Below are 22,236 nucleotides of genomic sequence, written 5' to 3' on the forward strand. Positions count from 1 at the left end.
CGGCAAAGTTAGCCGACTAAGCCGGAAAGCGAAACTGGAATGTCTTTATGGCTTTTTGCCGGGTCATGCTGAGCTTGCCGAAGCATCTCTACCGCGCTACTAATCGAATGCTGGTGCAACGAAGCGGTAGAGATGCTTCGGCAAGCTCAGCATGACGTTCTATCTTAGTTTGATTCCCCCAGCCCATGCCCTACAAAGAGCGCGACATCGAGAAGCAGTATTTCACCATCGGCGAGGTGGCGGCCCAGTTCAACGTGGCCCCGTCGCTGATTCGCTTCTGGGAAACCGAGTTTGAGGAACTGCGCCCGCGCAAAAGCAAGAAGGGCAACCGCCTCTACACGCCCCAGGACGTGGATATTTTCCGCACGATTTACCACCTGGTCAAGGAGCGCGGCTACACCATTCCCGGCGCCCGCGACATGCTCAAGCAGAAAGGCCCCCAGCTCAAGGAGAAAATCGACGTAATTCAGAGCCTGGAAAAGGTGCGTGGCTTTCTGGTGACCATGAAAAAGGAGCTGGACGCCATTGGTAAGGCGCAGCAAGGGTAGCTTTATCTTTTCTCACTATCAATTAAGGTTATAGGTATTGGCTCTATGCGCGTTTTTTATGTGTTGTTGGCAGCAGCTAGCCTAGCTACAAGCTTTTGTACTTCTAAACCGAGTGGAATAACGGGCCCTGGCAACAGAGCTGTACACCTCCTACCCTATCATGTCACGGCTGAGCCCGCCGTATTTGAAACCAGCTTTTTCCCGAACGCTCAGGTTCAAGAAGATAGTGTCACAATCGATCTGATGCCCAACTTCCTGGGCAACCTACCAGTGCCTTCCGGCCGCATCATTGCCACCGACCCGGTTGCCATGCGCACTACGGCTTTCACAACTGAGTTCCCCCACGGCCGCTTTCCGGTAGAGCTGGCTGTTGCTCGATTCAGGGGGGCTGAGCGAGTGGCCTTTGCCCGTATTGTATTTTCGGCCAAGCCAGTAGCAAGATGGGAATTGGCCCTCATTCCGGGCCAAACGCCTCTACTCCTTCACGATTCTACCTACTATGGCTACTCGGTAGACGCTGGCACAGCGCTCTTTATTGATGCTGACTTCATGACGGGATTGGGTAATCAATTAAACAACCAATCAACTTATGAACAGCTGTTTATTAAAAGCTTTGAGCCGTCATCCCCTGGTAAATTCTATCCAACAGGTTTCTTGTACGCGGCGCAAAGTGATACATTGGCGGCTTTTACAACAGGCTGGGGTGACGGTTCCTACGCCACCTATGTAGGCTTCGACTATCAAAATCATCCTTGTCGTTTGCTGACCGATTTTCAAGTCATATCTTGGAAATAAACATCAGAACCGGCATTTCTTAATTACCCAATCCAGTATTCTACTCACTGTATTTTTTATTTCCCCCCTAATGCCTATTTCTACCGACGAATTACTCTTTCACGAAGTTGCCCTCACCCTCTTCCCCGGTATCGGGCCGCAGCTTACGCGGCAGCTGATGAGCTATGGGGGCTCGGCCAAAAACGTGCTGATGCTGCCCCCGGGCAAGCTGCGCAAGATTCCGGGCGTGGGCCCGACCACCGTGGCCACGCTGACCGGCGGGGAACGAACCACCGCTTTGAAAAAGGCCGAAGACACGCTGCGCAAGGCCGAAAAAGACGGGGTGCAACTGCTGTTCTACACCAGCCGGCAGTACCCGAGCCGGCTCAAAACCATTCCCGACGCGCCCGTGCTGCTCTACTACCAGGGCACGGCGAACCTGAATCAGCCCAAAACTATCGGCATCGTGGGCACGCGCAAAGCCACCGACTACGGCCGGGAGCAAACCGAGAAGCTGGTGCAGGGCCTGGTAGCCCACCGCCCGCTGGTCATCAGCGGCCTGGCCTACGGCATCGACATTGCCGCCCACCGCGCCGCCCTGCAGGAAGGCCTGGAAACCGTCGGCGTCATGGCCACCGGCCTGGACGTGCTCTACCCCGCCGCCCACCGCAAAACGGCCGAGAAAATGCTGACCCAGGGCGGTTTGCTCACTGAGTTTGCCTTCGGCACCCAACCCGACCGCTACAACTTCCCGGCTCGTAACCGGATTATTGCCGGCTTGTCGGATGGCACCGTAGTGGTGGAAGCCGCCCGCAAAGGCGGGGCCCTGATAACAGCCGAAATTGCCTTAAGCTATAACAAGGACGTGCTGGCCATTCCCGGCAACCTGGGCAGTGCCGCCTCTGAGGGCTGCAACGACCTGATCAAAGCCAACAAAGCCGCCCTCTACGGGGAGCCGGCCGATTTGGAGCAGCTCCTCAACTGGGACGCGGCCCTGCACCAGAGCGGCAAGTTCAAGCCCACGCCTACCTACGACCCGGCCGACTTCACGGCCGAGGAGTTTCAGCTGCTGGAAGTGCTGCTGGCCAGCAAGGAAGAGCAGATGGACAACCTGAGCTGGAAAGCCCAGCTGCCCGTGAATAAAGTGGCTACCCTGCTGCTAGGCCTCGAGTTTCGGGGCGTGGTGAAGGCTTTGCCGGGCAAGAAGTTTGTGCTGGTGTAAGCTTCTTTACGGCCTGCCTGTTATCTGACCTTACTGCTTTTCCTGCTCGTGCTGCTGCTCAACAACCAACTGCTACCTACCGCTACTCTCCCCTTGCCCAACCGCGGCCTGGCTTTTGGCGACGGTTTTTTTGAGACGCTGGTGTATGCCGACGGCCACCTGCGCTACGCGGCCCACCACGCCGCCCGCCTGCAGCAGGCCGCCGCCGCCCTCTACCTGACCCTGCCCGCCGAACTGGCTACGGCCTCCGCCCTGGAAGCTACCTTAGCCGGGCTGGCAGTGGCCAGTGAGCTGCCCAGGGCCCGGCTGCGGCTGCAGCTGTGGCGGACCGGGGGGGGGCGCTACACGCCCACAACCGATAATGCGGAGTGGTTGGCTACGGCGGAAGAATTTGTACCGAACGATTCCCCGATTCGGCAGGCCGATTTTGCCCAGGCAACCCAGACGCTATATTCTCCGCTGAGCTTTTGCAAGGGTCCCCAGGCCTGGCTCTACGTGCGGGCAGCTCAGGAGCGGCAGCAGCGCGGCCTCGAGGAAATTATCCTTTGTGATGCCGCCGGGCATGTGGCCGAGGCCGGCGCTGCGGCGGTTTTCTGGGTGCGAAACGGGCAGTTGTTTACCCCGGCCGTGACGACGGGCTGCGTGGCCGGGGTGCGCCGGGCCCACCTGCTGGCGGTGGCCCGGCAGCACGCCCTGCCCTGTACCGAAGGCTTATTTACCAGGCAGGACGTGGAGGCGGCGGAGGCCGTATTCGTGGCTAATGTGGCCGCTATTCGGTCGGTGGTCAACGTGGGCTCCACGGCGTTTCGGCCCGCTCACGCCCTGCTGGCTCAGCTCCGGCGCTGGGAACAGGTCGAAGAGCGGAATTAGCGGTTCGACGACAGGTTACCGCAGCGTAGCCGCAGCCAGCCTTCCTCAAACTCGGTAAGGTCGGCCTCCGTGACGTTGTTTACGCGCAAGATTTCGGTTCGGTCCTGCTCATCACACCCTTCCAGGGCGTAGAGAGCAATCCAGGCGCGGTGTTTACGGGAAAGCGCAGGGGATTCGATGGGGGACACGGTGATACTGGGCACTGAGAAGGGTGAGCCGAATTGCGAATACGTACGCAAGCTACGCTCTTTTGGACTTTATAAATACAATTGAACTCTCTTTAAGGTTAAGCCCGGCCATAAAATTCCCGTGGCATTAGAAATTTCCTAAAAAAGAGCTGGTTCTGACTTCAACGCATTAGCCCCATGCAGGTTACAATTGGCGTAAATTTTTCGTTTAAAACGATTAATTGAATTCAGCCGCAACGCAGAAGCTTAAGCTCGTAATTGAATAAGTGCAAAATCATAGGTTAACTTCTATATTTCTTTCCCCTCCCCAGTAATAACGTTGAGCGGGAAGCTTATGTGCTAGCTTAGTGCGCCACCGCCCCGATAATCGTCGATTACCGGGGCGGTGGCGCACTGGGAGCCCGGCCGGGGCTACACGGCTACGGGAGCCTTGATGGCGGGGTGCGGGTCGTAGTTTTCCAGTGTGAAGTCGTCGTAGCGGAAACTGAAGATATCTTGCACCGCCGGGTTAAGACGCATGTGGGGCAAGGGGCGCGGCTCCCGGGTGAGCTGCAGGCGGGCCTGCTCCAAATGGTTGGAATACAGGTGAGTGTCGCCGCCGGTCCAGATGAACTCGCCGGGCTGTAGTCCCGTGACTTGGGCCATCATGAGCGTGAGCAGGGCGTAGCTGGCAATATTGAAGGGCACGCCCAGGAATACGTCGGCCGAGCGCTGGTAGAGCTGGCAGCTAAGCCGGCCGTCGGCTACGTAAAACTGGAACAGGGCGTGGCAGGGCATCAGGTGCATCTGGTCCAGCTCGGCCACGTTCCAGGCCGACACCAGAATGCGGCGCGAGTCGGGTGAGGTGGTGAGCTGGCGCACGACTTCCGAAATCTGGTCGATGTGGGAGCCGTCGGGCCGGGGCCAGTTGCGCCACTGCTTACCGTACACCGGGCCCAGGTCGCCGTTTTCGTCGGCCCACTCATCCCAGATTTTTACCCCATTGTCAGTCAGATACTTGATATTGGTATCGCCCTGCAAAAACCACAGCAGCTCGTGGATGATGCTTTTCAGGTGGACCTTCTTGGTGGTCACCAGCGGGAAGCCCTGTTGCAGGTCGAAGCGCATCTGGGGGCCGAAAATACTGAGCGTACCGGTGCCGGTGCGGTCGGTTTTCTGGGTGCCGTGGTCGAGGATGTGGCGGACGAGGTCGAGGTACTGCTGCATGGCGCGAAAGTACGAACCGGGCCGGGATTCTCGTCAGGATTTGCGCGCGGCCGGTAGCAGGGCCACCTGGGTAGAAACGGCATGCCAACGGCCCCGCAGCTTCACAAATACGTCGGTGTAGCGCAGGCGCAGGGCGAAGGGCTGGCTGAGCCAGGTGCCGGTCTGCAGATACCAGCCGGTCAGCACTACGGTGTTGTTGCCGTACTGCCGCACCCGCACGTCCTGGCTTTGGAAAGGGTTGATAACCGAATTGGGGTTGCTGACGGCCAGCAGCACGGTTTTCTTGTCGTTCACGCTCCCGTCGGCCGCCACGTGCAGGAAATCGGGAGCCAGCAGGCCGCTGATAAAGGCCGTGTCGCGGCTGACGATGGCCTCATTCCAGCGCCGCTCCAACTGTAGCACCTGCTGAGCCACTTTAGGCTCGGGCGGCCGGGGCGCACCGCGCTGGGCAAAGGCAGAAAAGACGAACAGACTACACAGCAAGACCAGGATGGGACGCATAGGAATCGGGTTGGGCAAAGCGCCGGAGGACAGAGTTGATACTAACGCAAAAGCCGCCCCGGTGGGCGGCTTGCTCTACTCATTACTGCTGCCACGGCCCAGCTAGGTTCGTTTTTAGTTGCCGCGGGTAAACTGCTCAATCACCGCCCGCAGCTGGGGGAATTCCCGGGTCAAGGTTTCCCGCTCGGCCAGCTCAAAGTCCTGGTAGTCGAAGCCTGGGGCCACCGTGCAGCTGACCAGGGCAAAGCCTTGCCCGCCTTTTATCCGGGCCCCAAACCAGGTATGGGCCGGAACGACGGCCTGGGGTACTTCCCCCCGCTCCAGGTCATTACCCAACGCAATGGTAACCAGCTGCCCGTGCTGAATCAGGACGATTTCCAGGGCCTGGCCCTGGTGAAAAAGCCATAGCTCATCCGACTGAATCCGGTGGAAGTGGGACTTATCGGCGTCTTCGAGCAGGTAGTGAATGGCCGTGCTGAGGTTGCGGACGCCTTTTTCGGTGGTAATAATCTGCGCCGCCCGGTAGGTTTCCTGGTAGTAGCCGCCTTCCGGGTGCGGCAGCATCTGCAGTTTCTCGATAATGGCTTGGGCGCTCATGGGGCTGACTGACAATTTTTTATGGCAACTCTATTCTGGGCTTACTCTACCGGCTCTCAATTACCTGCACCGGTTTCCACAGGGTCATTCTCCAGCTTGATGATTTCCTGCCAGGGGCTACTTTCGGCGTAGTGCTTAATAACTCTACCTCGCTCAACCAGAAACGTGCGCAGATACTTTTCCAGCAAGAGAAAGTCTACTGCCCGGCCTAGTAGCCCCAGTGGTGATTCAAATGCAAATACGTCCCGCATAACGGTACCAAATTCCTGTTCCTCAAAATGGTGCTCGTGGCGCATTGACTTAAAGGCGCCTTGCTGCATTTCATCGCAGAAATAGACCGGCGGCTTAGCCTGCGTTATTTTGCTGGTCAGGGTTTGCCAGAGGCCAAAGTGCCGGGCCCGAAACGTGACGGAATCCCCAAGCTGCAGGATGCCGCTGCGGACGCCGCCTATTATCGTCTCCTGCGTTTTTTGGGCCGAAATGGAGTGCAGATCCACGCTCAGGGCCAGCGTGTAGCAGATCAGAGGCGAAGCCTGAATGCTGGTTTGAACCTCGATGACTGCCATTGGCTGCGGAGCGAAAAGTAAGCTTTAGTACAAGCAAAAAAAGGAGCCGCCACTTCTACGTAGGGGCGGCTCCTTTCCTAGAAAGCACTATTGCTTACAGCGACTTAGTCACCGGCGTCATAGCGGCCGGGGTGCTTTCGGCGGGCTTTACCGAGGCCGTTTTGCCGCTTTTTTTCATGCAGCAGCTCGAACCGCCTTTCTCGGCCATGGAGCAGGATTTCGAGCTTTTCTTGCCTTTCTTCTCGTCTTTGCCATCGTGGGCGGAAGCAGTGCCGACGAAGGCCAGCAAGGTTAGGGCGAGCAGGACGTTTTTCATGATTGGATATCTTAAGAGGTGAGGAAACAAAAGCCGGCGGGGCGTGGTTGGCTCCCTGGTGCCTCTAAAGTACAAAAGCGGCGGCATAGTTCGACGCGCCGGGAGGCTGCTTTTTATTGGATTTGCCGCGGCCCCCGGGCGGCGGCCTTAGCTTCCCGAATGCCGCTTCGCAAACTCAGTTACCTTACCCTGCTCCTGCTGGCCCTGGTGTCGGCCGTGAGCATCTACTTCGTGGCCCAGCTGCGGTTCAACTACAATTTCAACGACTTCTATCCCGCCGGCGACCCGGACCTGGACTACTACCAGCAGTACTCGGCCCGCTTCGGCAACGACAACGACTACGTGCTGCTGGGCCTGGAAGCCCCGGCGGGCCACTCCGTGTTTGAGCCGGGCTTTTTAACCAAAGTCGATTCGCTGACGGGCTTTATCCAGCAGCGCCGGCACGTGGTGCACGTCACCTCCCCCACCAACGCCACCAACCCCGTCGTGGAAGGCTTTGGTGTGTTCAACGTGCCCTACCTGCACCCGCGGGACCCCGCCCGCCGGGCCCCGGACTCGTTGCTGGTGTACCGCACGCCGGGCCTGGTCGGCAACCTGATTGCGCGCGACGCCCGCTCGGTTACCATCCTGTTTCAGACCGCGCCCAACCTGAGCAAGCCCCCCGGCGACTCCCTGCTGGCGGCCGTGCGCACCGAGCTGGCCCGCCAGGGCATTGCCGAAAACGAGTACCACATGGCCGGCAAGATGGTGGCCCAGTCGGTGTTCGTCGATCGACTGCAGTGGGAGCTGATGGTGTTCATGAGCTTGTCGGTGGTGCTGGTCACAGTGCTCTTGTGGTTCACGTTCCGGACCTGGTGGGGCGTGGTTTTGCCGCTGGTAGTGGTGCTGGGGGCCATTTTGTGGGGCCTGGGGCTGATGAGTGCCTGCGGCATCAGCATCGATTTGATGACGGCCCTGCTGCCGGTGATGCTCTTCGTGGTGGGCATGTCCGACACGATTCACATCATCACCCGCTACGTCACCGAGCTGGGCTACGGGGCCAGCAAGAAGGACTCGTTGCTGATTGCCCTCAAGGAGTCGGGCTTCGGCTCGGGCTTGTCGGCCCTGACGACCAGCATCGGCTTTTTCACGCTGATGACCAGCACCATCCGGCCGATTTACAACTTTGGCCTCTTTACCGGCATTGCCGTGCTGCTCACCTTTGCCTTGTCATTTACGCTGCTGCCGGCCATGCTGCTGCTTTTGCGCAAGCCCCAGCTGCGCATCCCGCGCCAGGAAGGCCACAGCTGGGACGGAGTGCTGGGCCGTCTGTTTCGCACGGTGCTGGCCCGGCGCCAGCTCATTGTGGGCCTGAGCGCCCTGATTCTGATTGGCTCGGTGGCCTCGGCCTCCCGCATCCGCATCAACTCGGCTTTGCTGGATGACTTGTCGAAAAACGACCCGGTGAAGCTGGATTTCGGCTTTTTCGAGCGGAACTTCGCCGGGGTGCGGCCCTTCGAGCTGGATTTGAAGCCCGCGCCCGGCCGCAGCATCTACGACCTGCAGGTGCTGCGCGAAACCGAGGAAATCGAGAACTACCTGCAGAAATCCTACGGCCTCAACTTCGTGGCCTCGCCCGTAACCATCATCAAATCGGTGCGCAAGGCCCTGAACGGCGGGCTACTGGAGGAGTACCGCCTGCCCGCCTCCGAGGCCGAGCTGGCCGGGCTGGTGCGTAAGGTGAAGCTGTTTCGCAACAAGCCCGAGTTCCGGGCCCTGGTGCTGCCCGACGCCACCGAAGGCCGGCTCACCGGCCGCATGCCCGACGTGGGCAGCATCCGGGCCGACGCGCTGAATGCCGGGTTGCAACAATTTTTAAAGCAGCATACCGACCCCAACGTGCTCCAGACCCGCCTGACGGGCTCGGCCAACCTGATTGACAAAAACAACGAGAACCTCACGCTCAACATGATTACGGGCATGAGCATCGACATTGTGATGGTCACGCTCATCGTGCTGGCCCTGTTCCGCAGCCTGCGCATGACCCTGGTGGTGCTCATTCCCAACCTGGTCCCGATTCTGATTGTGGCCGGCGTCATGGGCCTGGCCGGCGTGAGCATGAAGGTGAGCACCAGCATCATCTTCACCATTGCCTTCGGTATTGCCGTCGACGACACGATTCACTTTATCAGCAAGCTCAAGCTCACCCTGCTGCACGAGCGGAGTTTGTTCCGGGCCGTGCGCAAAACCTACCTGATGGCCGGCAAAGCCGTTATCGTGACATCCCTAATTCTGGTTGGCGGCTTCAGCACCCTCATCTTTTCTTCCTTCGACGGCACTTTCTACGTGGGCCTGCTCATCGGCCTGACCCTGCTCTTCGGCGTAGTCGCCGAGCTCACCCTGCTGCCCATCCTGATTCTGGGGTTCTACAAGCACAAGCCCAAGGAAATTCGTCAGCCTTTGGCGGTGAAGCTGTGAAATGGTGAATGAGTGAATGAGTGAGTTGTTGTTCGGCTGGCGCAAGGTGTGTCCTTGCGAGGCGCAGCCGTGGCAATCCGTCCTCTGCTAGTGACTAACATCTCTTTTCCCAGAAAGCCCATTATCGAACTACCGATAGAGGGCTCTTCGCTTAAGAAAGCTCGGCCTATTCTAAAGGACAGATGATTTCGGCTCACGCCGCGCCGTGGCAGCCGCAAAGGCTTTTTCAATTAAGTCCTTGGCGGTGGTCCGGATTGGGTTTCTTTGTGCCTTTCCGCGAATCCACTTTTCGGCCGCTATGCCTCGTATCAGCTTACCGCAGTCATTTGCCAAGCGCCGAATGCTGTATACCGGCGGCCATCTGCTCTACACCAGCCTGATCGTTGTGCTGATGGGCATAATGCTTCGCTGGATGATGGGCGACGAGTTGATTGAAGTCGACGCCGCTACGGCCGTGGCGGGCCGGGTCACCAAGTGCGACGTGAACCGGCAGCACTACTACTGGTACCTCAACGATGAGCCCGTGCGCTACGACCTGTGGTCTTTCACGGCCGGCGACTCGGCTACCCAGGTGATGCAAGCCCGGATTCTGGCCCAGAACAAGGACAATATTTACTACTATAACACCCTGGCCTACTACATTAAAAAGGGCGACCTACTGCAAAAAGCGGCTAATTCCCCGTTGCTAACCCTGCGGCGCGGCACTCAGCTCACCACCTGGACCTGCGCCCCGGATACTGGCCGGCAAGCCCCCTAAGCCGGCGGCGGACCAGGTCCGCGTTGGCCGCGCCAATGCTACATGAGACGTCCCGCCCGGTTTTTTCTCCCACCTTGCACTTCTTGTGGTCTTGGCCGGCCGCGTTACTGCTTACCAACGCCCGGGAGTTCCGTATTATAGCGCCTAACCCCTTTTTTTACCCGATGACGATTCGCCTGCTCGCTCTGCTGCTGTTTCTTAACCTGACTTCCCACGCCCAAACCCCGGAGCCCACCGCCCCCACCCAGCCCGACCCGCTGACTCCCCTGATTAAGGAGCGGGAAATGTTGATTCGCCAGTACGAGGAGGCCAGTGCCCAGCGCAATGCCTTTCTGGCCAATAAGCCCTCCAAAAAGGACCTGGAGGAAGTCGTGGACGCGCTGAAGGGCATCATCCGCAAGGACACCGAGATTGTGAAGGCCCTCAAGGAGTCGTCCATCCGGCGCACGGCCACCATCGTAGCCGAGAAAACCCAGGCCGAGCGGCAGATTGTGGTGGCCCGCGGCGACCAGTCGATGACCCGGGAGCGGTTCTACGACCTGGAAAACCAGATTCAAAACCTGCAAATCCGGGACAAGCAGCGCGAAAAGAAACTGCAGGAAGCTCAGGCCGCCGCCACGGAGGCTGAAGGTGCCCGCCAGAGCCGGGAGCTGATTGCCGCCGGCCTGGCCGGGCTTAGCATCCTGCTGTTGTGGTATATCTTTAAGCTGCGCGGGCAGGCCCGCCCCGCCCCCCGCCGCAGTGCCCGACGGTAGCATTCTTCCTGTTATCCTTCCTCTGTCATCCTGAGCTTGCGAAGGACCTTTCTCGCCTGAGTGATAAGCTTTCCTCAACGTACAAAGCCCTTTCTATACAGCACAGTACAAAGCTTCTTGCGTTGAATAAGCTGCGTTGGGGTAGATGAGGAAGGTCCTTGGCTCTGCTCAGGATGACAGGTAGTTGTATTACTTCCCATCTCCATGCTCATTCCCGCCGCTCACTACCTGACTTACGCCGAAGCGGTGCAGCTCTACAACGAACTGCGGGAGGCGGATATCAGCGCGCTGGTCAAAAGCTGCGGGCCGCCCTCGTTTCCGTTTGGCGACGGAATCTGGTACCAACTGCTCATCGAGGAAACCGACGCCGCGGCGGCCCGGGAGCTGGTCGAGGCCTTCGAGGCCGGGCGCGCGACGGTGACCGTGGTGCGCTGCCCCCGTTGCGGCAGTGCGGATACGGCCGTAGCCGCGCGCCGCACGCTCTGGCAGCGGCTGTACTACGCCGGCACCACGCGCTACCAGTGCGGGAGTTGCGGGCGCAACTTCCCGGCGTAAGCGCTTTATTCTCAGCGCAAAGCTCGGATAACAGTCCCTAGTTTAGCACTTGACCTATACTTTTCTGGCTTTTACCTGTTATTCAACAGCTGAACCCGCGGCGGCTACTCGGCCGTGCGGGTCAGCCTCACGTTCTCCCTATCCTTTTTTACCAATGGCGAATCAAACCACAACCGCACCCGCTAAAACCTTTTCGCTCGGCGGCGACCTGACTGTCAACCGCATGGGCTACGGCGCCATGCGCATCACCGGCGAGGGTATCTGGGGGCCGCCCCAGGACCACGCCGAATCCATCCGGGTGCTGCAGCGCGCCGTGGAGCTGGGCATCAACTTCATCGACACGGCCGACAGCTACGGCCCCAACGTGTCGGAGGAGCTCATTGCCGAGGCCCTGCACCCCTACGCCCCGGGCCTGGTTATCGGCACCAAGGGCGGCCTGCTGCGCACCGGCCCCAACCAGTGGCCCATCGACGCCAGCCCCAAGCACCTCACAGAAGCCCTGGAAGGCAGCCTGCAGCGCCTCAAGCTCGATAAAATCGACTTATACCAGCTCCACCGCGTGGACCCGAACGTGCCGTTTGAGCAGACCCTGGAGTTCCTGCAAAAAGCCCAGGAAGACGGCCTAATCAAGCACATTGGCCTCTCGGAAGTAACGGTGGAGCAGATTCAGCAGGCCCAGCGGTACGTGAAAGTCGTGTCGGTGCAGAACATGTACAGCGTGGACAACCGCAAGTGGGAAGCCGAGCTGGACTTCTGCGAGCAAAACGGCCTGGCCTTCATTCCGTGGTACCCGCTGGCCGGCGGCAACGAGCAGGCCCTGAGCAAGCTCACCCAGATTGGCCAGCAACACGGCGTGAGCACCCAGCAGGTGGCTTTGAGCTGGCTGCTGCACCGCTCGCCCAACATCCTGCTCATTCCGGGTACCTCGAAGGTGAAGCACCTGGAAGAAAACGTGAAGGCCGCCGAAATTCAGCTCTCGGCCGAGGACCTGGCCGCCCTGGAAAACCTGGGCAGCTAGGCAGCACCCCGTCTGACGCTTCAACAGCCCCTGGAACGTGCGCCCGCCGCCCGCTCCAGGGGCTGTTTTTCTAATCGGCTTGCGTTAGGACAGGCGGCTCGCAGCCGGCGTTACTCAAACCTGGGGTAATTTTCCGGTGGCGCTTACGGGTTTATGTAATACTTTAGGCAGCAGGACTTTTACTACCGCCGATGAAGCATACTGCCGCTGCTGGTTCGCCCACGCTGAAAAAAGTACTCGGGCCTTTGCACCTGTGGGCCCTGGCCGTAGGGCTGGTTATTTCGGGCGAATATTTCGGCTGGAACTACGGCTGGCAGGTGGCCGGCCCGGTGGGCTTCTTGGTGGCCACCCTGCTGATAACGGTGCTCTACGTTACCTTCATTTTCAGCTTCACCGAGCTGACCACTGCCATTCCCCACGCCGGCGGGCCGTTTGCCTACTCCTACCGCGCCTTTGGGCCCCTGGGCGGCTTCGTGGCCGGCTACGCCACGCTGGTCGAGTTCTTGTTTGCCCCGCCCGCCATTGCCGCGGCCCTGGGCAGCTACGGCCACTTTCTGTACCCGGGGCTACCGGTGCTGGGCACGGCCCTGGCCTGCTACGTGGTCTTTATCAGCATTAATTTGCTCGGCATCAAGGAGTCGGCGCGCTTCTCGCTGCTGGTTACCTTGCTGGCCGTGGCCGAGCTGGTGCTGTACATGGGCCTGGTGGCGCCCCACTTCCGGGTCCGCAGCTTCCTGGCCCACCCCGTGCCGCTGGGCGCGGCGGGTGTTTTTGCGGCCCTGCCCTTTGCCATCTGGTTTTACCTGGCCATTGAGGGCGTGGCCATGGTAGCGGAGGAAGTCGAAAACCCGCGTAAAACCATTCCCAAGGGCTATATCTACGGTCTGGGCACGCTGGTGCTGCTGGCCCTGGGCGTGATGGTGCTCACCGGCGGCATCACCGACTGGCGGCGGCTCAGCGGCATCGACTACCCCTTGCCCGAGGCCCTGGGCATCGTGCTGGGCCGGCAGAGCCGGTGGACCCAGTTTTTCGCCAGCATCGGCCTTTTTGGGCTGGTAGCCTCGTTTCACGGCACCATTATCGGTTACTCCCGGCAGATTTTTGCCCTGGCCCGCAGCGGCTATTTGCCTGGCGTGCTGGCCCGGGTCAACCCGCGGTTTCGCACTCCGCACTGGGCGTTGGTGGCGGGTGGCGGGGTGGGCGCGGCGGCATTGCTGACCGGCACCACGGCCCAGGTTATCATCTTGTCGGTGCTGGGTGCGGTGGTGATGTACGCCATGAGTTTGCTCAGCTTGTTTGCCTTACGGCGGAAGGAACCCCGGCTGGAGCGGCCCTTCACGGCCCCGTTCTACCCGTATTTTCCGGTGGTGGCCCTGGTCCTGACCATGGTCAGCCTCGGCGCCATTATCTACTACAACTGGCTGCTGAGCCTGATTTTCTTTGGTGGCCTAGGACTCATGCTGGGCGTTTACCTGCTGCTGGGGCGCCACCGGCAGCCGCTTGCCGAAGACGCCCTGCTGGCCCCAGTGGAGGCGTTGTAGAGTTGTTGGCTCCGCTCTGAATAGAACGGCACGAAAAGCCACGGCCGAAGCATCTCATGAGTAGTAGTAAGCAAAGTACTACCACAACATCAGCCCGCGAGATGTCTCACTGCATTCGACATGACGTTCTTCTCCTCCCAACTAACAAACAGCACGACCTAACAACTGACAACTAGCAACTAACAACCACTATGCCCTACCAGCACACCATCCGCCAGCGGACCTACGGCTTCCCGGATTTGAAAACCCTGCTGGCCCGGGCCACGCCCCCGCGCTCGGGCGACGTGCTGGCCGGGGTGGCGGCCGAAACCTACGAGGAACGGGTGGCCGCCCAGCTTGCCCTGGCCGATGTGCCGCTCCGGCAATTTCTGAACGAGGCCCTGGTGCCCTACGAGCAGGACGAGGTAACCCGCCTGATCCTGGACTCCCACGACGCGGCGGCCTTTGCTCCCATCAGCCACTTTACCGTGGGCCAGCTGCGCGACTGGCTGCTTTCCGAGGCCGCCGACACCGGCGCGCTGCAGCAGCTGACCCCGGGCCTGACCCCGGAAATGGTGGCGGCCGTGAGCAAGCTCCTGCGCAACCAGGAGCTGATTGCCGTGGCCCGCAAGTGTGAGGTTGTTACGCAGTTTCGCAACACGCTGGGGCTGCGGGGCCACCTGGCCACCCGTCTGCAGCCCAACCACCCCACCGACGATACCCGGGGCGTGGCGGCCAGCCTGGTCGATGGCCTACTCTACGGCAGCGGCGACGCGGTGCTGGGCATCAACCCGGCTACCGACAACCCGCGCGCCGTGCGCCAGCTGCTCGATATGCTCGACGCCGTGCGCGAGCAGTACCAGATTCCGACCCAGACCTGCGTGCTGAGCCACGTCACGACCACCTTGCAGCTGATTGAGCAGGGCGCCCCGGTGGACCTCACGTTTCAGTCTATTGGGGGCACGGAGGCTACCAACGCCAGCTTCGGGGTAAGCCTGAGCCTGCTCCAGGAAGCCCACGAGGCCACGCTCAGCCTGAACCGCGGCACGCTGGGCCAGCACGTCATGTACTTCGAAACCGGGCAGGGCAGCGCCTTGTCGGCCAACGCCCACCACGGCCTCGACCAGCAGACCTGCGAAGTGCGGGCCTATGCCGTGGCCCGGCGGTTCCGGCCCCTGCTGGTCAATACCGTCGTGGGCTTTATCGGGCCCGAGTACCTCTACGACGGCAAGCAGATTATCCGGGCGGGGCTGGAAGACCACTGTTGCGGCAAGCTCCTGGGCCTGCCCATGGGCGTCGACGTGTGCTACACCAACCACGCCGAGGCCGACCAGGACGACATGGACTCGCTGCTCACCCTGCTGGGCGTGGCGGGCTGCAGCTACATTATGGGCATTCCCGGCGCCGACGACATCATGCTGGGCTACCAGTCGACCTCCTTCCACGACGCGCTGTATCTGCGGCAGGTGCTGGGTTTGCGGCCCGCCCCCGAGTTCGAGGCCTGGCTCCAGCAGCAGGGAATCTTCAACGAACGGGGCCAGCTGCTGCCCGCCGCGCCTAGGCACCGGCTGCTGGAAGTGGGTCGGCGGCGCTGAACCGCTGTACGGGAGCAGGCAGGGTAGTTTGCGCTGCTACCAGGTGGCTTTAACCCGGGCATTTCCGTAATCAGCCTAGCACTATTCCTCCAAAACATCCTCTCGCATGGCCCTAGCCCACGACTTACAACGCTTCCTCAGCGCCCAGGCCACCGACTATGCCACGGCCCTGACCGAAATCCGGAACGGACGCAAGCGCAGCCACTGGATGTGGTACATCTTCCCCCAGCTGCAGGGCCTGGGCTTCAGCGAAACCGCCCGGTTCTACGCTATTAAAGACCAGCAGGAAGCCGAGGCCTACCTCCACCACCCCGTGCTGGGCCCGCGCCTGGTGGAAATCAGCCGGACCCTGCTCGGCCTGGACAGCTCCGACGCCACCCACGTCTTCGGCAGCCCCGACGATGTGAAGCTCAAATCCTGCATGACCCTGTTTGCCACCCTGAAGGGTGCCGACCCGGTGTTCAAGCAGGTACTGGACAAGTTTTTCCAGGGCGCGGCCGACGCCAAAACCCTGCTGCTGCTAACCCAGGCGGCCTGACCAGGGATAGTACGCCTGCACCTTTGCCCGAGGGAAAGCCGCTTATTCGTGGCTCACCGTCTGCGCTGGGGCAACAGATTATTCAACGCCTAGCCACTGCGCGGCTCTATTCCTGCACCCTATGTCCGACCTGCGCCCCATTCTGCCGCCTCCCGACCCGCCCGCCGACCCCTGGGACGGGCTGCGCGCCTTCACCGCGGCCCGCATTGCCCTGGGCCGCACCGGCAGCAGCGTACCCCTGCGCGAGGCCCTGGCTTTTCGGCTGGCCCACGCCCACGCCCGCGACGCAGTGTATTCGGAGCTGGAAACCGGGCGGCTTTTGGCGGCGCTGGAAGCTTTCCAGTTACCCGTAGTGCCCGTGCGCAGCCAGGCCGAAAACCGCCCCCACTACCTCCAACGCCCGGATTTGGGCCGTGTATTACACGAGGATTCCCGCCGGGCCCTCAAGGAAATAGCCCCCGCTGCCGCCGACGTAGCTATTATCCTGGCCGACGGGCTGTCGGCTACGGCCCTGAACCAGCATGCCCTGCCCCTGCTCAACCTGCTGCTGCCCCAGCTGCGGGAAGCCGGTTTCCGCATTGCGCCCCTGACCCTGGCCGAACACGCCCGCGTGGCGCTGAGCGACGAAATCGGTAGCCGGCTCCACGCCCGCCTGGCCCTGATTCTGCTGGGTGAAAGGCCCGGCCTGAGTGCCCCCGACAGCCTGGGGGCCTACTTCACTTACGCCCCCCGCCCCGGCCGCACCGACGAAGCCCGCAACTGCGTGTCCAATATCCGCCCCGCTGGCCTGCCCTACGAGGCCGCCGCCGATAAGCTGTTTTTGCTGGTGCAGGAAGCCCTGCGCCGCCAGCTCTCGGGCGTGGCCCTGAAGGACGAAACCGGCCTGCTCGGCCAGTAACGCGCAGCTCCGCTTCGCCGGGTTGTTGCAAGACGGCCATTGCTCCGGCGCGGCCACGGCGCGAAGTGGAACGGCGCGGTACTGCCCACCGTGCGCCAACTATTGGGCGTAGCTTTGGGCCCCCCTTACCCAGCTCTTATTCATGGAAACCACTTTCCCCTTCAAGATTTTCGCCCTGCCCCCGGAAATGCGCGTCGACGATGCCCAATATGGCATTATGGCCGACGTAGAAGCCGATCCGGCCCTGGAAGGCCACTTCTACCTGTTCGAGAAGTACGGCTTCGGCGGCGGGGGCACCTCCTGGGAAGAGCACATCCTGACCATTCTCGAAGAGGAAGCCCCCGAGCTGTTGGAGCACGTCGACGGCTACTCCACCGAGGCCCGCCTGCTGCTCTACGCCGACTCGGAAGCCACTGTGCGCCAGTTTATGCGCCTGATCCAGCCCATCTTCGCCGACTTGGGCAGCCTGAACAAGTACTTCAGCCAAACCGATTCGAGCGACTTTTTCGCCTGAGGCGCCTCGCGTCTGTCGTCCTGAGGGCGGCGCAGCCGAAGGCCCTTCCTCACCTCCCCACGGCAGCCTGTACCCACGTGGCGCGTCGGCTGCAGTTTCCCGGGGCAACAGGTAACTCTACTATACGTCAAGCTATGTTACTCACCGCGCCGCGCCGCCAGTTGCTTTTTCCTCTCATCCGCCGCTACGCGCTGCAAGGCGTCGTGTGGGGCGTGGTATATGCGCTCCTGCGTTTTGGTCTGTTACACCAAGAGGTGGGCTTGCTGATGCGTCATGCCTTCATCGGGCTGGGCGTTGGATTGTTCGTCGGCTTGGGTGAAGCGTTTGTCATCGGCAGCAACTTTCGCCATAAGTCGTTCCTGTTTCTGCTACTGGTTCGTACGCTGCTCTACACGACGGTAGCAGCCTTGTGGCTGTTGTCGGCAGCGAGCTTAAAATGCCTGTTCTTTCAACAGCTAAGCTTTGAGGCGGTGTTCCAGCAGTACGTGCTGCACGGCACCTTTATCCTGGATGTCGGGGCCTCGCTGCTGGTGTGCCTGCTCATTATCGCGCTGCAGCAAATCAGCTCCTTGCACGGCCCAGGACAGCTATTCAACCTGGTGCGGGGCAAGTACCACCGGCCGCAGGAAGTAGACCGTATTTTTATGTTCGTCGACGTGAAGTCCTCCACCACGATTGCCGAGGAGCTGGGCAACCTGCAATACAGCCAGTTCATTCAAGACTTCTTCCTGGATTTAACCGACGGCATTGTGCTCACCAAAGCCGAGGTCTACCAGTACGTCGGCGACGAGGTCGTACTGACGTGGCCCTTGCCGGTCGGTTTGACTAAAGCCCAGTGCGTACGGTGCTTTTTCCTCATGCAGCGCAGCATCGAGGCCCGCAAAGACAGCTACTTACGGCAGTACGGCCATTACCCACGCTTCAAGGCCGGTTTGCACGGTGGGCGCGTGGTGGCGACCTGGGTGGGCGAGGTGAAACGCGAAATCGTGTACCACGGCGACGTGCTCAACACCACGGCCCGGATTCAGAGCCTGTGCAACGAGTTGGGACAAGAGCTGCTCATCTCCGAGGACTTGCTGACCCAGTTGCCTCCTTTATCAGGCGTAGTAGCCACCTTCGTTTCTACGCTGAACTTGCGGGGCCGGCAGCAAGCCATCAGCCTGCACGGCTTGACGCGTGGGTTGCGGGCCGCGGAGGAAGTATCCACCAAGAGTCTATCCAAGTAGAACGGTCCTGCTGCGCTTGTCAAATTCGGATGGACGCTACGAAATGGGTGGCACAACCGCCCGGAGCGTTTCACCTTGTGGCTGGCCGCTCACTTCGCGGTTACGGTCCACCCAATAGGCCAGCAGCACAATGACCCAAAACAGCTGCCCTGACCACCCCAGGGCCTCCACCGAGGCGGGCGGCGGGCTGAACAGGCCGCCCACGTGTATCAGCACCAGGAACGCTACTAAGCCCAGCAGGCCGTAGCGGCCCACGCCATTGCGGGCCGTGGTCTGCCGCACGTACAGCCACAGGCCCGCGCCCAGCAGCGCGAATTCGACCACCTGCGTCAGGGCAACCTGGTTCCAGAGCCCAAAGCCGAACAGCGGCGACGGGCCGGGATAGAGCGGCAAATCGGGGGTGTGCACCACCACATCGAGCAGCCAGTGGCTGGGCACCAGCAGGCCCACCAGCAGCGCCCCTTTGGCGTTGCGCGTTACCAGCCAATACACCAGCCCCAGCAACAGGCCCGCCACCAGCTCGGCCACGAGGCTGTGCGTGAAGGGATAATACACGAAATCGAATGCGTTGGTGGCCGTGGCGTGCGGCACGATGTTCACGCGCTCCACGCCCAGCAGTAGCAGCGTGGGCCACACCAAATCGGCGAGTTGGGCAGCCAGGAAAAAGGTGCCTAGCGACACGAGCGGCTGTTGCTTCTTAGCGCCGAAAGCGACGCCGAAATGTCCGAGAAACATAGAAGTAGGGTTAAAGAATATGAGGTAAAAGCCGCGCCCAACGGTTTAGCTCCGCTCCAGCGGGTTTGCTGACAAGTTAGGTGAATCAAGCTGACAGCGCATGGAACTGCCGCCAGGATCAGTTTTGCAGGAACCACTCCGCCGTGGCCCGGATGCCTTCCGCATAAGGGGTCGGCGTAAAGCCGAACGTTTGGTTGAAGCGCGTGGAGTCCAGCACGTAGCCGTTTTCGTCCTGGTACAGCATTTCATGCGCCTCCTTCATAAAAGGAACGAAGAGCCCCAGCAAGCCAATTACCCACTTAGGCAGCACCTGCACCTTGCCGGTGCCCTGCATGTACTGCGCCGCCAGGGCGCTGAACTCCTGGCCGGTCAGCGTCGGCGAGGCCACGGGCAATATCCAGGTTTGGTGGAAGGCCTCGGGGTGCTGGGCCAGCACGTACAGAGCGCGGCCGATGTCGGGCGTATAGGTGTAGGTACGCGGCACGCGGGCATTCACGAGCCACTGCGGGGTTTGCTTGTTTTTCAGCCGGCTGAACACCAGCGAGCCGGACCAGCTTTTCTCAACCACGCCCGGCCCGTAAAAATCGGAGGCTTTGGCGATGATGGCCGGCACGCCGCCGCTGCGGCGCTCGGCCAGCAGCAGGCTTTCGATTTCGACCAGAATCCGGCCTTTTTCACTCACTGGCCGCGCCGGCGTGGCTTCCGTAATCGGGCCCTCCACCCGGCCGTAGGTGTAGAGGCTGTCGACAAAAATCAGCTGGGCCTGCGTGGCTTTGCAGGCGGCAATGACGTTGCGCATAATCACGGGCCAGTCGCGCCGCCACACCTTGGCGCTGTATTCCAGGCCCACGAGCAGGTACACGATGGCGGAGCCGTCCACGGCCAGCCGGGTCTGTTCGGCGTCCAGAAAATCGGCCGACCGGGTTTCGGTCCCAGCTACCGGCTTCGGGTTACGGGATACCAACCGGATGTTTTCGCCGTGCTGTTGCAGCACCGGCAGCAGCTGCGTGGTTATGGTGCCATTGGCACCCAGAATGGTGTGGAGCTTCATGTGATTTTAGGGGAGATGTAACGGGACAAAACTCCGCCGTTTCGCCGGCCTAAAACGATAACAAACGCTAAGAAATGGGGCCCCTACTGCCCGCGCGAGGTGCGGTTGCGAATGCGGCTCAAGCTCACGGCCGTCACGCCCAGAAAGTTGGCGATGTAGTGCTGCGGCACCCGCGCGAGGATATTCGGATTGCCGCTGACCAGCAGGGCCTCGTAGCGCTCGGCGGGGCTGAGCAGCAGCAGGCTCACCATGCGCTCCTCCAGGCCCACGGCCAGGTATTCGGCAAACCGCCGGCCGAACTCCTGCCAGGCCATGCGCTGACCAAACAAGTCCACCAGCACCGCATAGGGAAACGTCAGGCAGCAGCCCGCACTCAGGGCCTCAATGGTGACCAAGGAAGGCCGGCCAGTCAGGCTGCTGAAGTACCCGCCTATCAGCTGGTCTTCGAAGAAGAAGTAGCTGGTGCGCTCCTCGCCGTCTTTGGTATAATACTGCCGGAACATGCCTTCGAGCACAAACCCCACCTCAGTAGCAACCCGGCCCTGCTCGGTAAACACGGCGTGCCGGGCCAGGGGCACCAGGCGCAGGTGCGGCACCAGCAGGCTCCAATCCTCGTCGCTCAGGGGAACAAACTGGGTCAGGTGCTGGCGCAGGCGCAGCGCAGCTTCGGGGAAGGACGGCAGCATAAAAAAGCAGGTAGTGAGACAACAGTGGAGGAAGGAACCGGGGAAGATACCAGTGGCGCCGCATTTCTTAGCGTTTGTTATCGTTTGGGCGCGGGGGCAGCCCGGTCCTTTGTAGTGTTCTGGTGCTCTTCGGCCAGAACCTAAAATTCCGGCCCATGAACGTCCTCATCACCGGCGGCACCGGCCTCGTCGGCACCCGCCTTTCCGCCGTGCTCACCGAAGCCGGCCACCACGTGGCCCATCTGAGCCGCACGTTGGCGCCCGGCAGCCCCTACCGCACGTTTCAGTGGGACCCCGCCGCCGGCACCATCGACCCGGCCGCCGTGCCCTTCGCCGAGGCGGTGGTGAACCTGGCCGGGGCCAACGTGGGTGAGGGCAAATGGACCGCCGCCCGCAAACAGGAGCTGCTGGCCAGCCGCGTCGACGGCCTGGCCCTGCTGCACCGCGAGCTGACCAAACCCGGGCACCGCGTCCGCACCGTCGTTTCGGCCTCGGCCATTGGCCTCTACGGCACGACCGGCGACGCGCTGGTAACGGAAGACACAGTGCCGGTCGGCCACGACCTGCTGGCCGACCTGACCCAGGCCTGGGAGCAGGCCGCCACGCCCCTCGCCGCCCTGGGCCTGCGGGTGGTCGTGCCGCGCATCGGGGTGGTGCTGAGCTTGGCGGGCGGGGCCCTGCCGGCTATGGCCGGGCCGGTAAAGCTCGGCTTTGGGGCGCCCCTGGGCAGTGGGCAGCAGTGGCTGTCCTGGATTCACATTAATGACCTGTGTCGCCTGTTGCTCGCCATGCTAATCGATGAGGCCTGGCAGGGCGCCTACAACGCGGTGGCTCCCAACCCGGCCACCAACACCGCCTTCACCACGGCCCTGGCCGAGGTGCTGCACCGCCCTCTGCTACTGCCCAGGATTCCCGCCTTCATCCTCCAGCTGGCCCTGGGCGAGCAGAGCGAAATGGTGCTGACCGGCAAACGCGTAAGTGCAGCCAAAGTACTGGCCCAGGGCTTTACCTTCGAGTTTGCCGGGCTGCGCGAGGCCTTACAGGCCTTGTACCCTCCGGCGCTTATCCCAGCCCCGCAACCCACCCAGACCTTGATGGCGGGTGCCGGAAGCGCGCGGTCCTGAATAGCCGACTGCATTGCTA

At 61.3% G+C, this 22,236-nt stretch carries 25 protein-coding genes; 16 read left to right on the forward strand and 9 right to left on the reverse strand.

All coding sequences use genetic code 11. The annotated features are described in order from the left end of the window. Positions 1 to 185 precede the first annotated feature (185 nt). The 4 genes from CLV45_RS09825 (at position 186) to CLV45_RS09840 (ending at position 3,414) form a co-directional block, all read left to right on the forward strand. The gene (locus CLV45_RS09825) at positions 186 to 548 is read left to right on the forward strand and encodes a MerR family transcriptional regulator (protein ID WP_100336180.1); all 363 of its coding nucleotides are present in this window, start codon (positions 186 to 188) and stop codon (positions 546 to 548) included. A 45-nt stretch (positions 549 to 593) separates the two neighbouring features. After that, positions 594 to 1,343 (forward strand): DUF4241 domain-containing protein, encoded by a 750-nt coding sequence (locus CLV45_RS09830; protein WP_100336181.1) that lies wholly within the window; start codon positions 594 to 596, stop codon positions 1,341 to 1,343. A 70-nt stretch (positions 1,344 to 1,413) separates the two neighbouring features. Then, complete coding sequence (dprA, locus tag CLV45_RS09835) at positions 1,414 to 2,544, forward strand: DNA-processing protein DprA (RefSeq protein WP_211289921.1); 1,131 nt, start codon at positions 1,414 to 1,416, stop codon at positions 2,542 to 2,544. Between the two features lie 48 nt (positions 2,545 to 2,592). Continuing rightward, entirely contained in the window at positions 2,593 to 3,414 is an 822-nt protein-coding gene (locus tag CLV45_RS09840; RefSeq protein WP_157807400.1) for an aminotransferase class IV, read from the forward strand. On the opposite strand, the gene CLV45_RS09845 is transcribed toward CLV45_RS09840, so the two are convergent. From CLV45_RS09845 to CLV45_RS09870, 6 genes are all read right to left on the reverse strand, one after another. Beyond that, a complete protein-coding gene (locus CLV45_RS09845; RefSeq protein WP_100336183.1) occupies positions 3,411 to 3,617 on the reverse strand; it encodes a hypothetical protein in 207 nt (68 codons plus the stop codon). The two genes, CLV45_RS09840 and CLV45_RS09845, sit on opposite strands and share 4 nt — an antisense overlap. A gap of 396 nt (positions 3,618 to 4,013) precedes the next feature. Then, positions 4,014 to 4,808 (reverse strand): thymidylate synthase, encoded by a 795-nt coding sequence (locus CLV45_RS09850; RefSeq protein ID WP_100336184.1) that lies wholly within the window; start codon positions 4,806 to 4,808, stop codon positions 4,014 to 4,016. 33 nt (positions 4,809 to 4,841) lie between these two features. Continuing rightward, positions 4,842 to 5,309: a nuclear transport factor 2 family protein gene (locus CLV45_RS09855; protein ID WP_100336185.1), complete on the reverse strand. Its 468-nt coding sequence runs from the start codon at positions 5,307 to 5,309 to the stop codon at positions 4,842 to 4,844. Between the two features lie 114 nt (positions 5,310 to 5,423). Next, on the reverse strand, positions 5,424 to 5,906 hold the full coding sequence (locus CLV45_RS09860) for a cupin domain-containing protein (protein ID WP_100336186.1): 483 nt from the start codon (positions 5,904 to 5,906) through the stop codon (positions 5,424 to 5,426). 56 nt (positions 5,907 to 5,962) lie between these two features. Continuing rightward, positions 5,963 to 6,472: an SRPBCC family protein gene (locus tag CLV45_RS09865; protein WP_100336187.1), complete on the reverse strand. Its 510-nt coding sequence runs from the start codon at positions 6,470 to 6,472 to the stop codon at positions 5,963 to 5,965. 94 nt (positions 6,473 to 6,566) lie between these two features. Further along, a complete protein-coding gene (locus CLV45_RS09870) occupies positions 6,567 to 6,788 on the reverse strand; it encodes a hypothetical protein (protein WP_100336188.1) in 222 nt (73 codons plus the stop codon). Positions 6,789 to 6,947: 159 nt separating this feature from the next. On the opposite strand from CLV45_RS09870, the gene CLV45_RS09875 reads away from it, so the two are divergent. The 11 genes from CLV45_RS09875 (at position 6,948) to CLV45_RS09925 (ending at position 18,621) form a co-directional block, all read left to right on the forward strand. Next, positions 6,948 to 9,245 carry an efflux RND transporter permease subunit gene (locus CLV45_RS09875; protein WP_100336189.1) on the forward strand — a complete coding sequence of 766 codons (2,298 nt, stop codon included), beginning with the start codon at positions 6,948 to 6,950 and terminating at the stop codon, positions 9,243 to 9,245. A gap of 340 nt (positions 9,246 to 9,585) precedes the next feature. After that, the gene (locus tag CLV45_RS09880; RefSeq protein ID WP_100336190.1) at positions 9,586 to 10,002 is read left to right on the forward strand and encodes a hypothetical protein; all 417 of its coding nucleotides are present in this window, start codon (positions 9,586 to 9,588) and stop codon (positions 10,000 to 10,002) included. 164 nt (positions 10,003 to 10,166) lie between these two features. After that, positions 10,167 to 10,757, forward strand: a complete 591-nt coding sequence (locus CLV45_RS09885; protein ID WP_100336191.1) for a hypothetical protein — start codon at positions 10,167 to 10,169, stop codon at positions 10,755 to 10,757. 204 nt (positions 10,758 to 10,961) lie between these two features. Then, complete coding sequence (locus tag CLV45_RS09890; RefSeq protein WP_100336192.1) at positions 10,962 to 11,312, forward strand: hypothetical protein; 351 nt, start codon at positions 10,962 to 10,964, stop codon at positions 11,310 to 11,312. Between the two features lie 154 nt (positions 11,313 to 11,466). Then, complete coding sequence (locus tag CLV45_RS09895; RefSeq protein WP_100336193.1) at positions 11,467 to 12,330, forward strand: aldo/keto reductase; 864 nt, start codon at positions 11,467 to 11,469, stop codon at positions 12,328 to 12,330. Between the two features lie 191 nt (positions 12,331 to 12,521). Next, a complete protein-coding gene (gene eat, locus CLV45_RS09900; RefSeq protein ID WP_100336194.1) occupies positions 12,522 to 13,871 on the forward strand; it encodes an ethanolamine permease in 1,350 nt (449 codons plus the stop codon). A gap of 191 nt (positions 13,872 to 14,062) precedes the next feature. After that, positions 14,063 to 15,445, forward strand: a complete 1,383-nt coding sequence (locus CLV45_RS09905) for an ethanolamine ammonia-lyase subunit EutB (RefSeq protein ID WP_100336195.1) — start codon at positions 14,063 to 14,065, stop codon at positions 15,443 to 15,445. 106 nt (positions 15,446 to 15,551) lie between these two features. Next, positions 15,552 to 15,983: a DUF1810 domain-containing protein gene (locus CLV45_RS09910; RefSeq protein ID WP_100336196.1), complete on the forward strand. Its 432-nt coding sequence runs from the start codon at positions 15,552 to 15,554 to the stop codon at positions 15,981 to 15,983. Positions 15,984 to 16,104: 121 nt separating this feature from the next. Beyond that, on the forward strand, positions 16,105 to 16,881 hold the full coding sequence (gene eutC, locus CLV45_RS09915; RefSeq protein ID WP_100336197.1) for an ethanolamine ammonia-lyase subunit EutC: 777 nt from the start codon (positions 16,105 to 16,107) through the stop codon (positions 16,879 to 16,881). Between the two features lie 142 nt (positions 16,882 to 17,023). Further along, complete coding sequence (locus CLV45_RS09920; protein ID WP_100336198.1) at positions 17,024 to 17,395, forward strand: hypothetical protein; 372 nt, start codon at positions 17,024 to 17,026, stop codon at positions 17,393 to 17,395. A gap of 134 nt (positions 17,396 to 17,529) precedes the next feature. Further along, entirely contained in the window at positions 17,530 to 18,621 is a 1,092-nt protein-coding gene (locus tag CLV45_RS09925) for an adenylate/guanylate cyclase domain-containing protein (RefSeq protein WP_100336199.1), read from the forward strand. 36 nt (positions 18,622 to 18,657) lie between these two features. On the opposite strand, the gene CLV45_RS09930 is transcribed toward CLV45_RS09925, so the two are convergent. The 3 genes from CLV45_RS09930 to CLV45_RS09940 all read right to left on the reverse strand — a co-directional run bounded on the left by CLV45_RS09930 (position 18,658) and on the right by CLV45_RS09940 (position 21,093). Next, a complete protein-coding gene (locus tag CLV45_RS09930) occupies positions 18,658 to 19,356 on the reverse strand; it encodes a hypothetical protein (protein ID WP_100336200.1) in 699 nt (232 codons plus the stop codon). A 118-nt stretch (positions 19,357 to 19,474) separates the two neighbouring features. Next, a complete protein-coding gene (locus CLV45_RS09935; RefSeq protein WP_100336201.1) occupies positions 19,475 to 20,407 on the reverse strand; it encodes an NAD-dependent epimerase/dehydratase family protein in 933 nt (310 codons plus the stop codon). An 83-nt stretch (positions 20,408 to 20,490) separates the two neighbouring features. Beyond that, positions 20,491 to 21,093, reverse strand: a complete 603-nt coding sequence (locus CLV45_RS09940; RefSeq protein ID WP_100336202.1) for a Crp/Fnr family transcriptional regulator — start codon at positions 21,091 to 21,093, stop codon at positions 20,491 to 20,493. A 155-nt stretch (positions 21,094 to 21,248) separates the two neighbouring features. Here CLV45_RS09940 and CLV45_RS09945 point away from each other — a divergent pair, with 155 nt between their 5' ends. Next, positions 21,249 to 22,217 (forward strand): TIGR01777 family oxidoreductase, encoded by a 969-nt coding sequence (locus tag CLV45_RS09945; RefSeq protein WP_100337007.1) that lies wholly within the window; start codon positions 21,249 to 21,251, stop codon positions 22,215 to 22,217. Positions 22,218 to 22,236 lie beyond the last annotated feature (19 nt).

Source organism: Hymenobacter chitinivorans DSM 11115 (assembly GCF_002797555.1).
Classification (GTDB): domain Bacteria; phylum Bacteroidota; class Bacteroidia; order Cytophagales; family Hymenobacteraceae; genus Hymenobacter; species Hymenobacter chitinivorans.

What these genes read in the sequence shown, in the direction of transcription:
- eutC (WP_100336197.1), top strand. Translation starts at nt 16,105, where the DNA reads ATGTCCGACCTGCGCCCCATTCTGCCGCCTCCCGACCCGCCCGCCGAC.
- CLV45_RS09940 (WP_100336202.1), bottom strand. Translation starts at nt 21,093, where the DNA reads ATGCTGCCGTCCTTCCCCGAAGCTGCGCTGCGCCTGCGCCAGCACCTG.
- CLV45_RS09855 (WP_100336185.1), bottom strand. Translation starts at nt 5,309, where the DNA reads ATGCGTCCCATCCTGGTCTTGCTGTGTAGTCTGTTCGTCTTTTCTGCC.
- CLV45_RS09865 (WP_100336187.1), bottom strand. Translation starts at nt 6,472, where the DNA reads ATGGCAGTCATCGAGGTTCAAACCAGCATTCAGGCTTCGCCTCTGATC.
- CLV45_RS09860 (WP_100336186.1), bottom strand. Translation starts at nt 5,906, where the DNA reads ATGAGCGCCCAAGCCATTATCGAGAAACTGCAGATGCTGCCGCACCCG.
- CLV45_RS09895 (WP_100336193.1), top strand. Translation starts at nt 11,467, where the DNA reads ATGGCGAATCAAACCACAACCGCACCCGCTAAAACCTTTTCGCTCGGC.
- CLV45_RS09890 (WP_100336192.1), top strand. Translation starts at nt 10,962, where the DNA reads ATGCTCATTCCCGCCGCTCACTACCTGACTTACGCCGAAGCGGTGCAG.
- dprA (WP_211289921.1), top strand. Translation starts at nt 1,414, where the DNA reads ATGCCTATTTCTACCGACGAATTACTCTTTCACGAAGTTGCCCTCACC.
- CLV45_RS09910 (WP_100336196.1), top strand. Translation starts at nt 15,552, where the DNA reads ATGGCCCTAGCCCACGACTTACAACGCTTCCTCAGCGCCCAGGCCACC.
- eat (WP_100336194.1), top strand. Translation starts at nt 12,522, where the DNA reads ATGAAGCATACTGCCGCTGCTGGTTCGCCCACGCTGAAAAAAGTACTC.
- CLV45_RS09930 (WP_100336200.1), bottom strand. Translation starts at nt 19,356, where the DNA reads ATGTTTCTCGGACATTTCGGCGTCGCTTTCGGCGCTAAGAAGCAACAG.
- CLV45_RS09935 (WP_100336201.1), bottom strand. Translation starts at nt 20,407, where the DNA reads ATGAAGCTCCACACCATTCTGGGTGCCAATGGCACCATAACCACGCAG.
- CLV45_RS09875 (WP_100336189.1), top strand. Translation starts at nt 6,948, where the DNA reads ATGCCGCTTCGCAAACTCAGTTACCTTACCCTGCTCCTGCTGGCCCTG.
- CLV45_RS09885 (WP_100336191.1), top strand. Translation starts at nt 10,167, where the DNA reads ATGACGATTCGCCTGCTCGCTCTGCTGCTGTTTCTTAACCTGACTTCC.
- CLV45_RS09945 (WP_100337007.1), top strand. Translation starts at nt 21,249, where the DNA reads ATGAACGTCCTCATCACCGGCGGCACCGGCCTCGTCGGCACCCGCCTT.
- CLV45_RS09870 (WP_100336188.1), bottom strand. Translation starts at nt 6,788, where the DNA reads ATGAAAAACGTCCTGCTCGCCCTAACCTTGCTGGCCTTCGTCGGCACT.
- CLV45_RS09905 (WP_100336195.1), top strand. Translation starts at nt 14,063, where the DNA reads ATGCCCTACCAGCACACCATCCGCCAGCGGACCTACGGCTTCCCGGAT.
- CLV45_RS09880 (WP_100336190.1), top strand. Translation starts at nt 9,586, where the DNA reads ATGCTGTATACCGGCGGCCATCTGCTCTACACCAGCCTGATCGTTGTG.
- CLV45_RS09920 (WP_100336198.1), top strand. Translation starts at nt 17,024, where the DNA reads ATGGAAACCACTTTCCCCTTCAAGATTTTCGCCCTGCCCCCGGAAATG.
- CLV45_RS09830 (WP_100336181.1), top strand. Translation starts at nt 594, where the DNA reads ATGCGCGTTTTTTATGTGTTGTTGGCAGCAGCTAGCCTAGCTACAAGC.
- CLV45_RS09925 (WP_100336199.1), top strand. Translation starts at nt 17,530, where the DNA reads ATGTTACTCACCGCGCCGCGCCGCCAGTTGCTTTTTCCTCTCATCCGC.
- CLV45_RS09850 (WP_100336184.1), bottom strand. Translation starts at nt 4,808, where the DNA reads ATGCAGCAGTACCTCGACCTCGTCCGCCACATCCTCGACCACGGCACC.
- CLV45_RS09825 (WP_100336180.1), top strand. Translation starts at nt 186, where the DNA reads ATGCCCTACAAAGAGCGCGACATCGAGAAGCAGTATTTCACCATCGGC.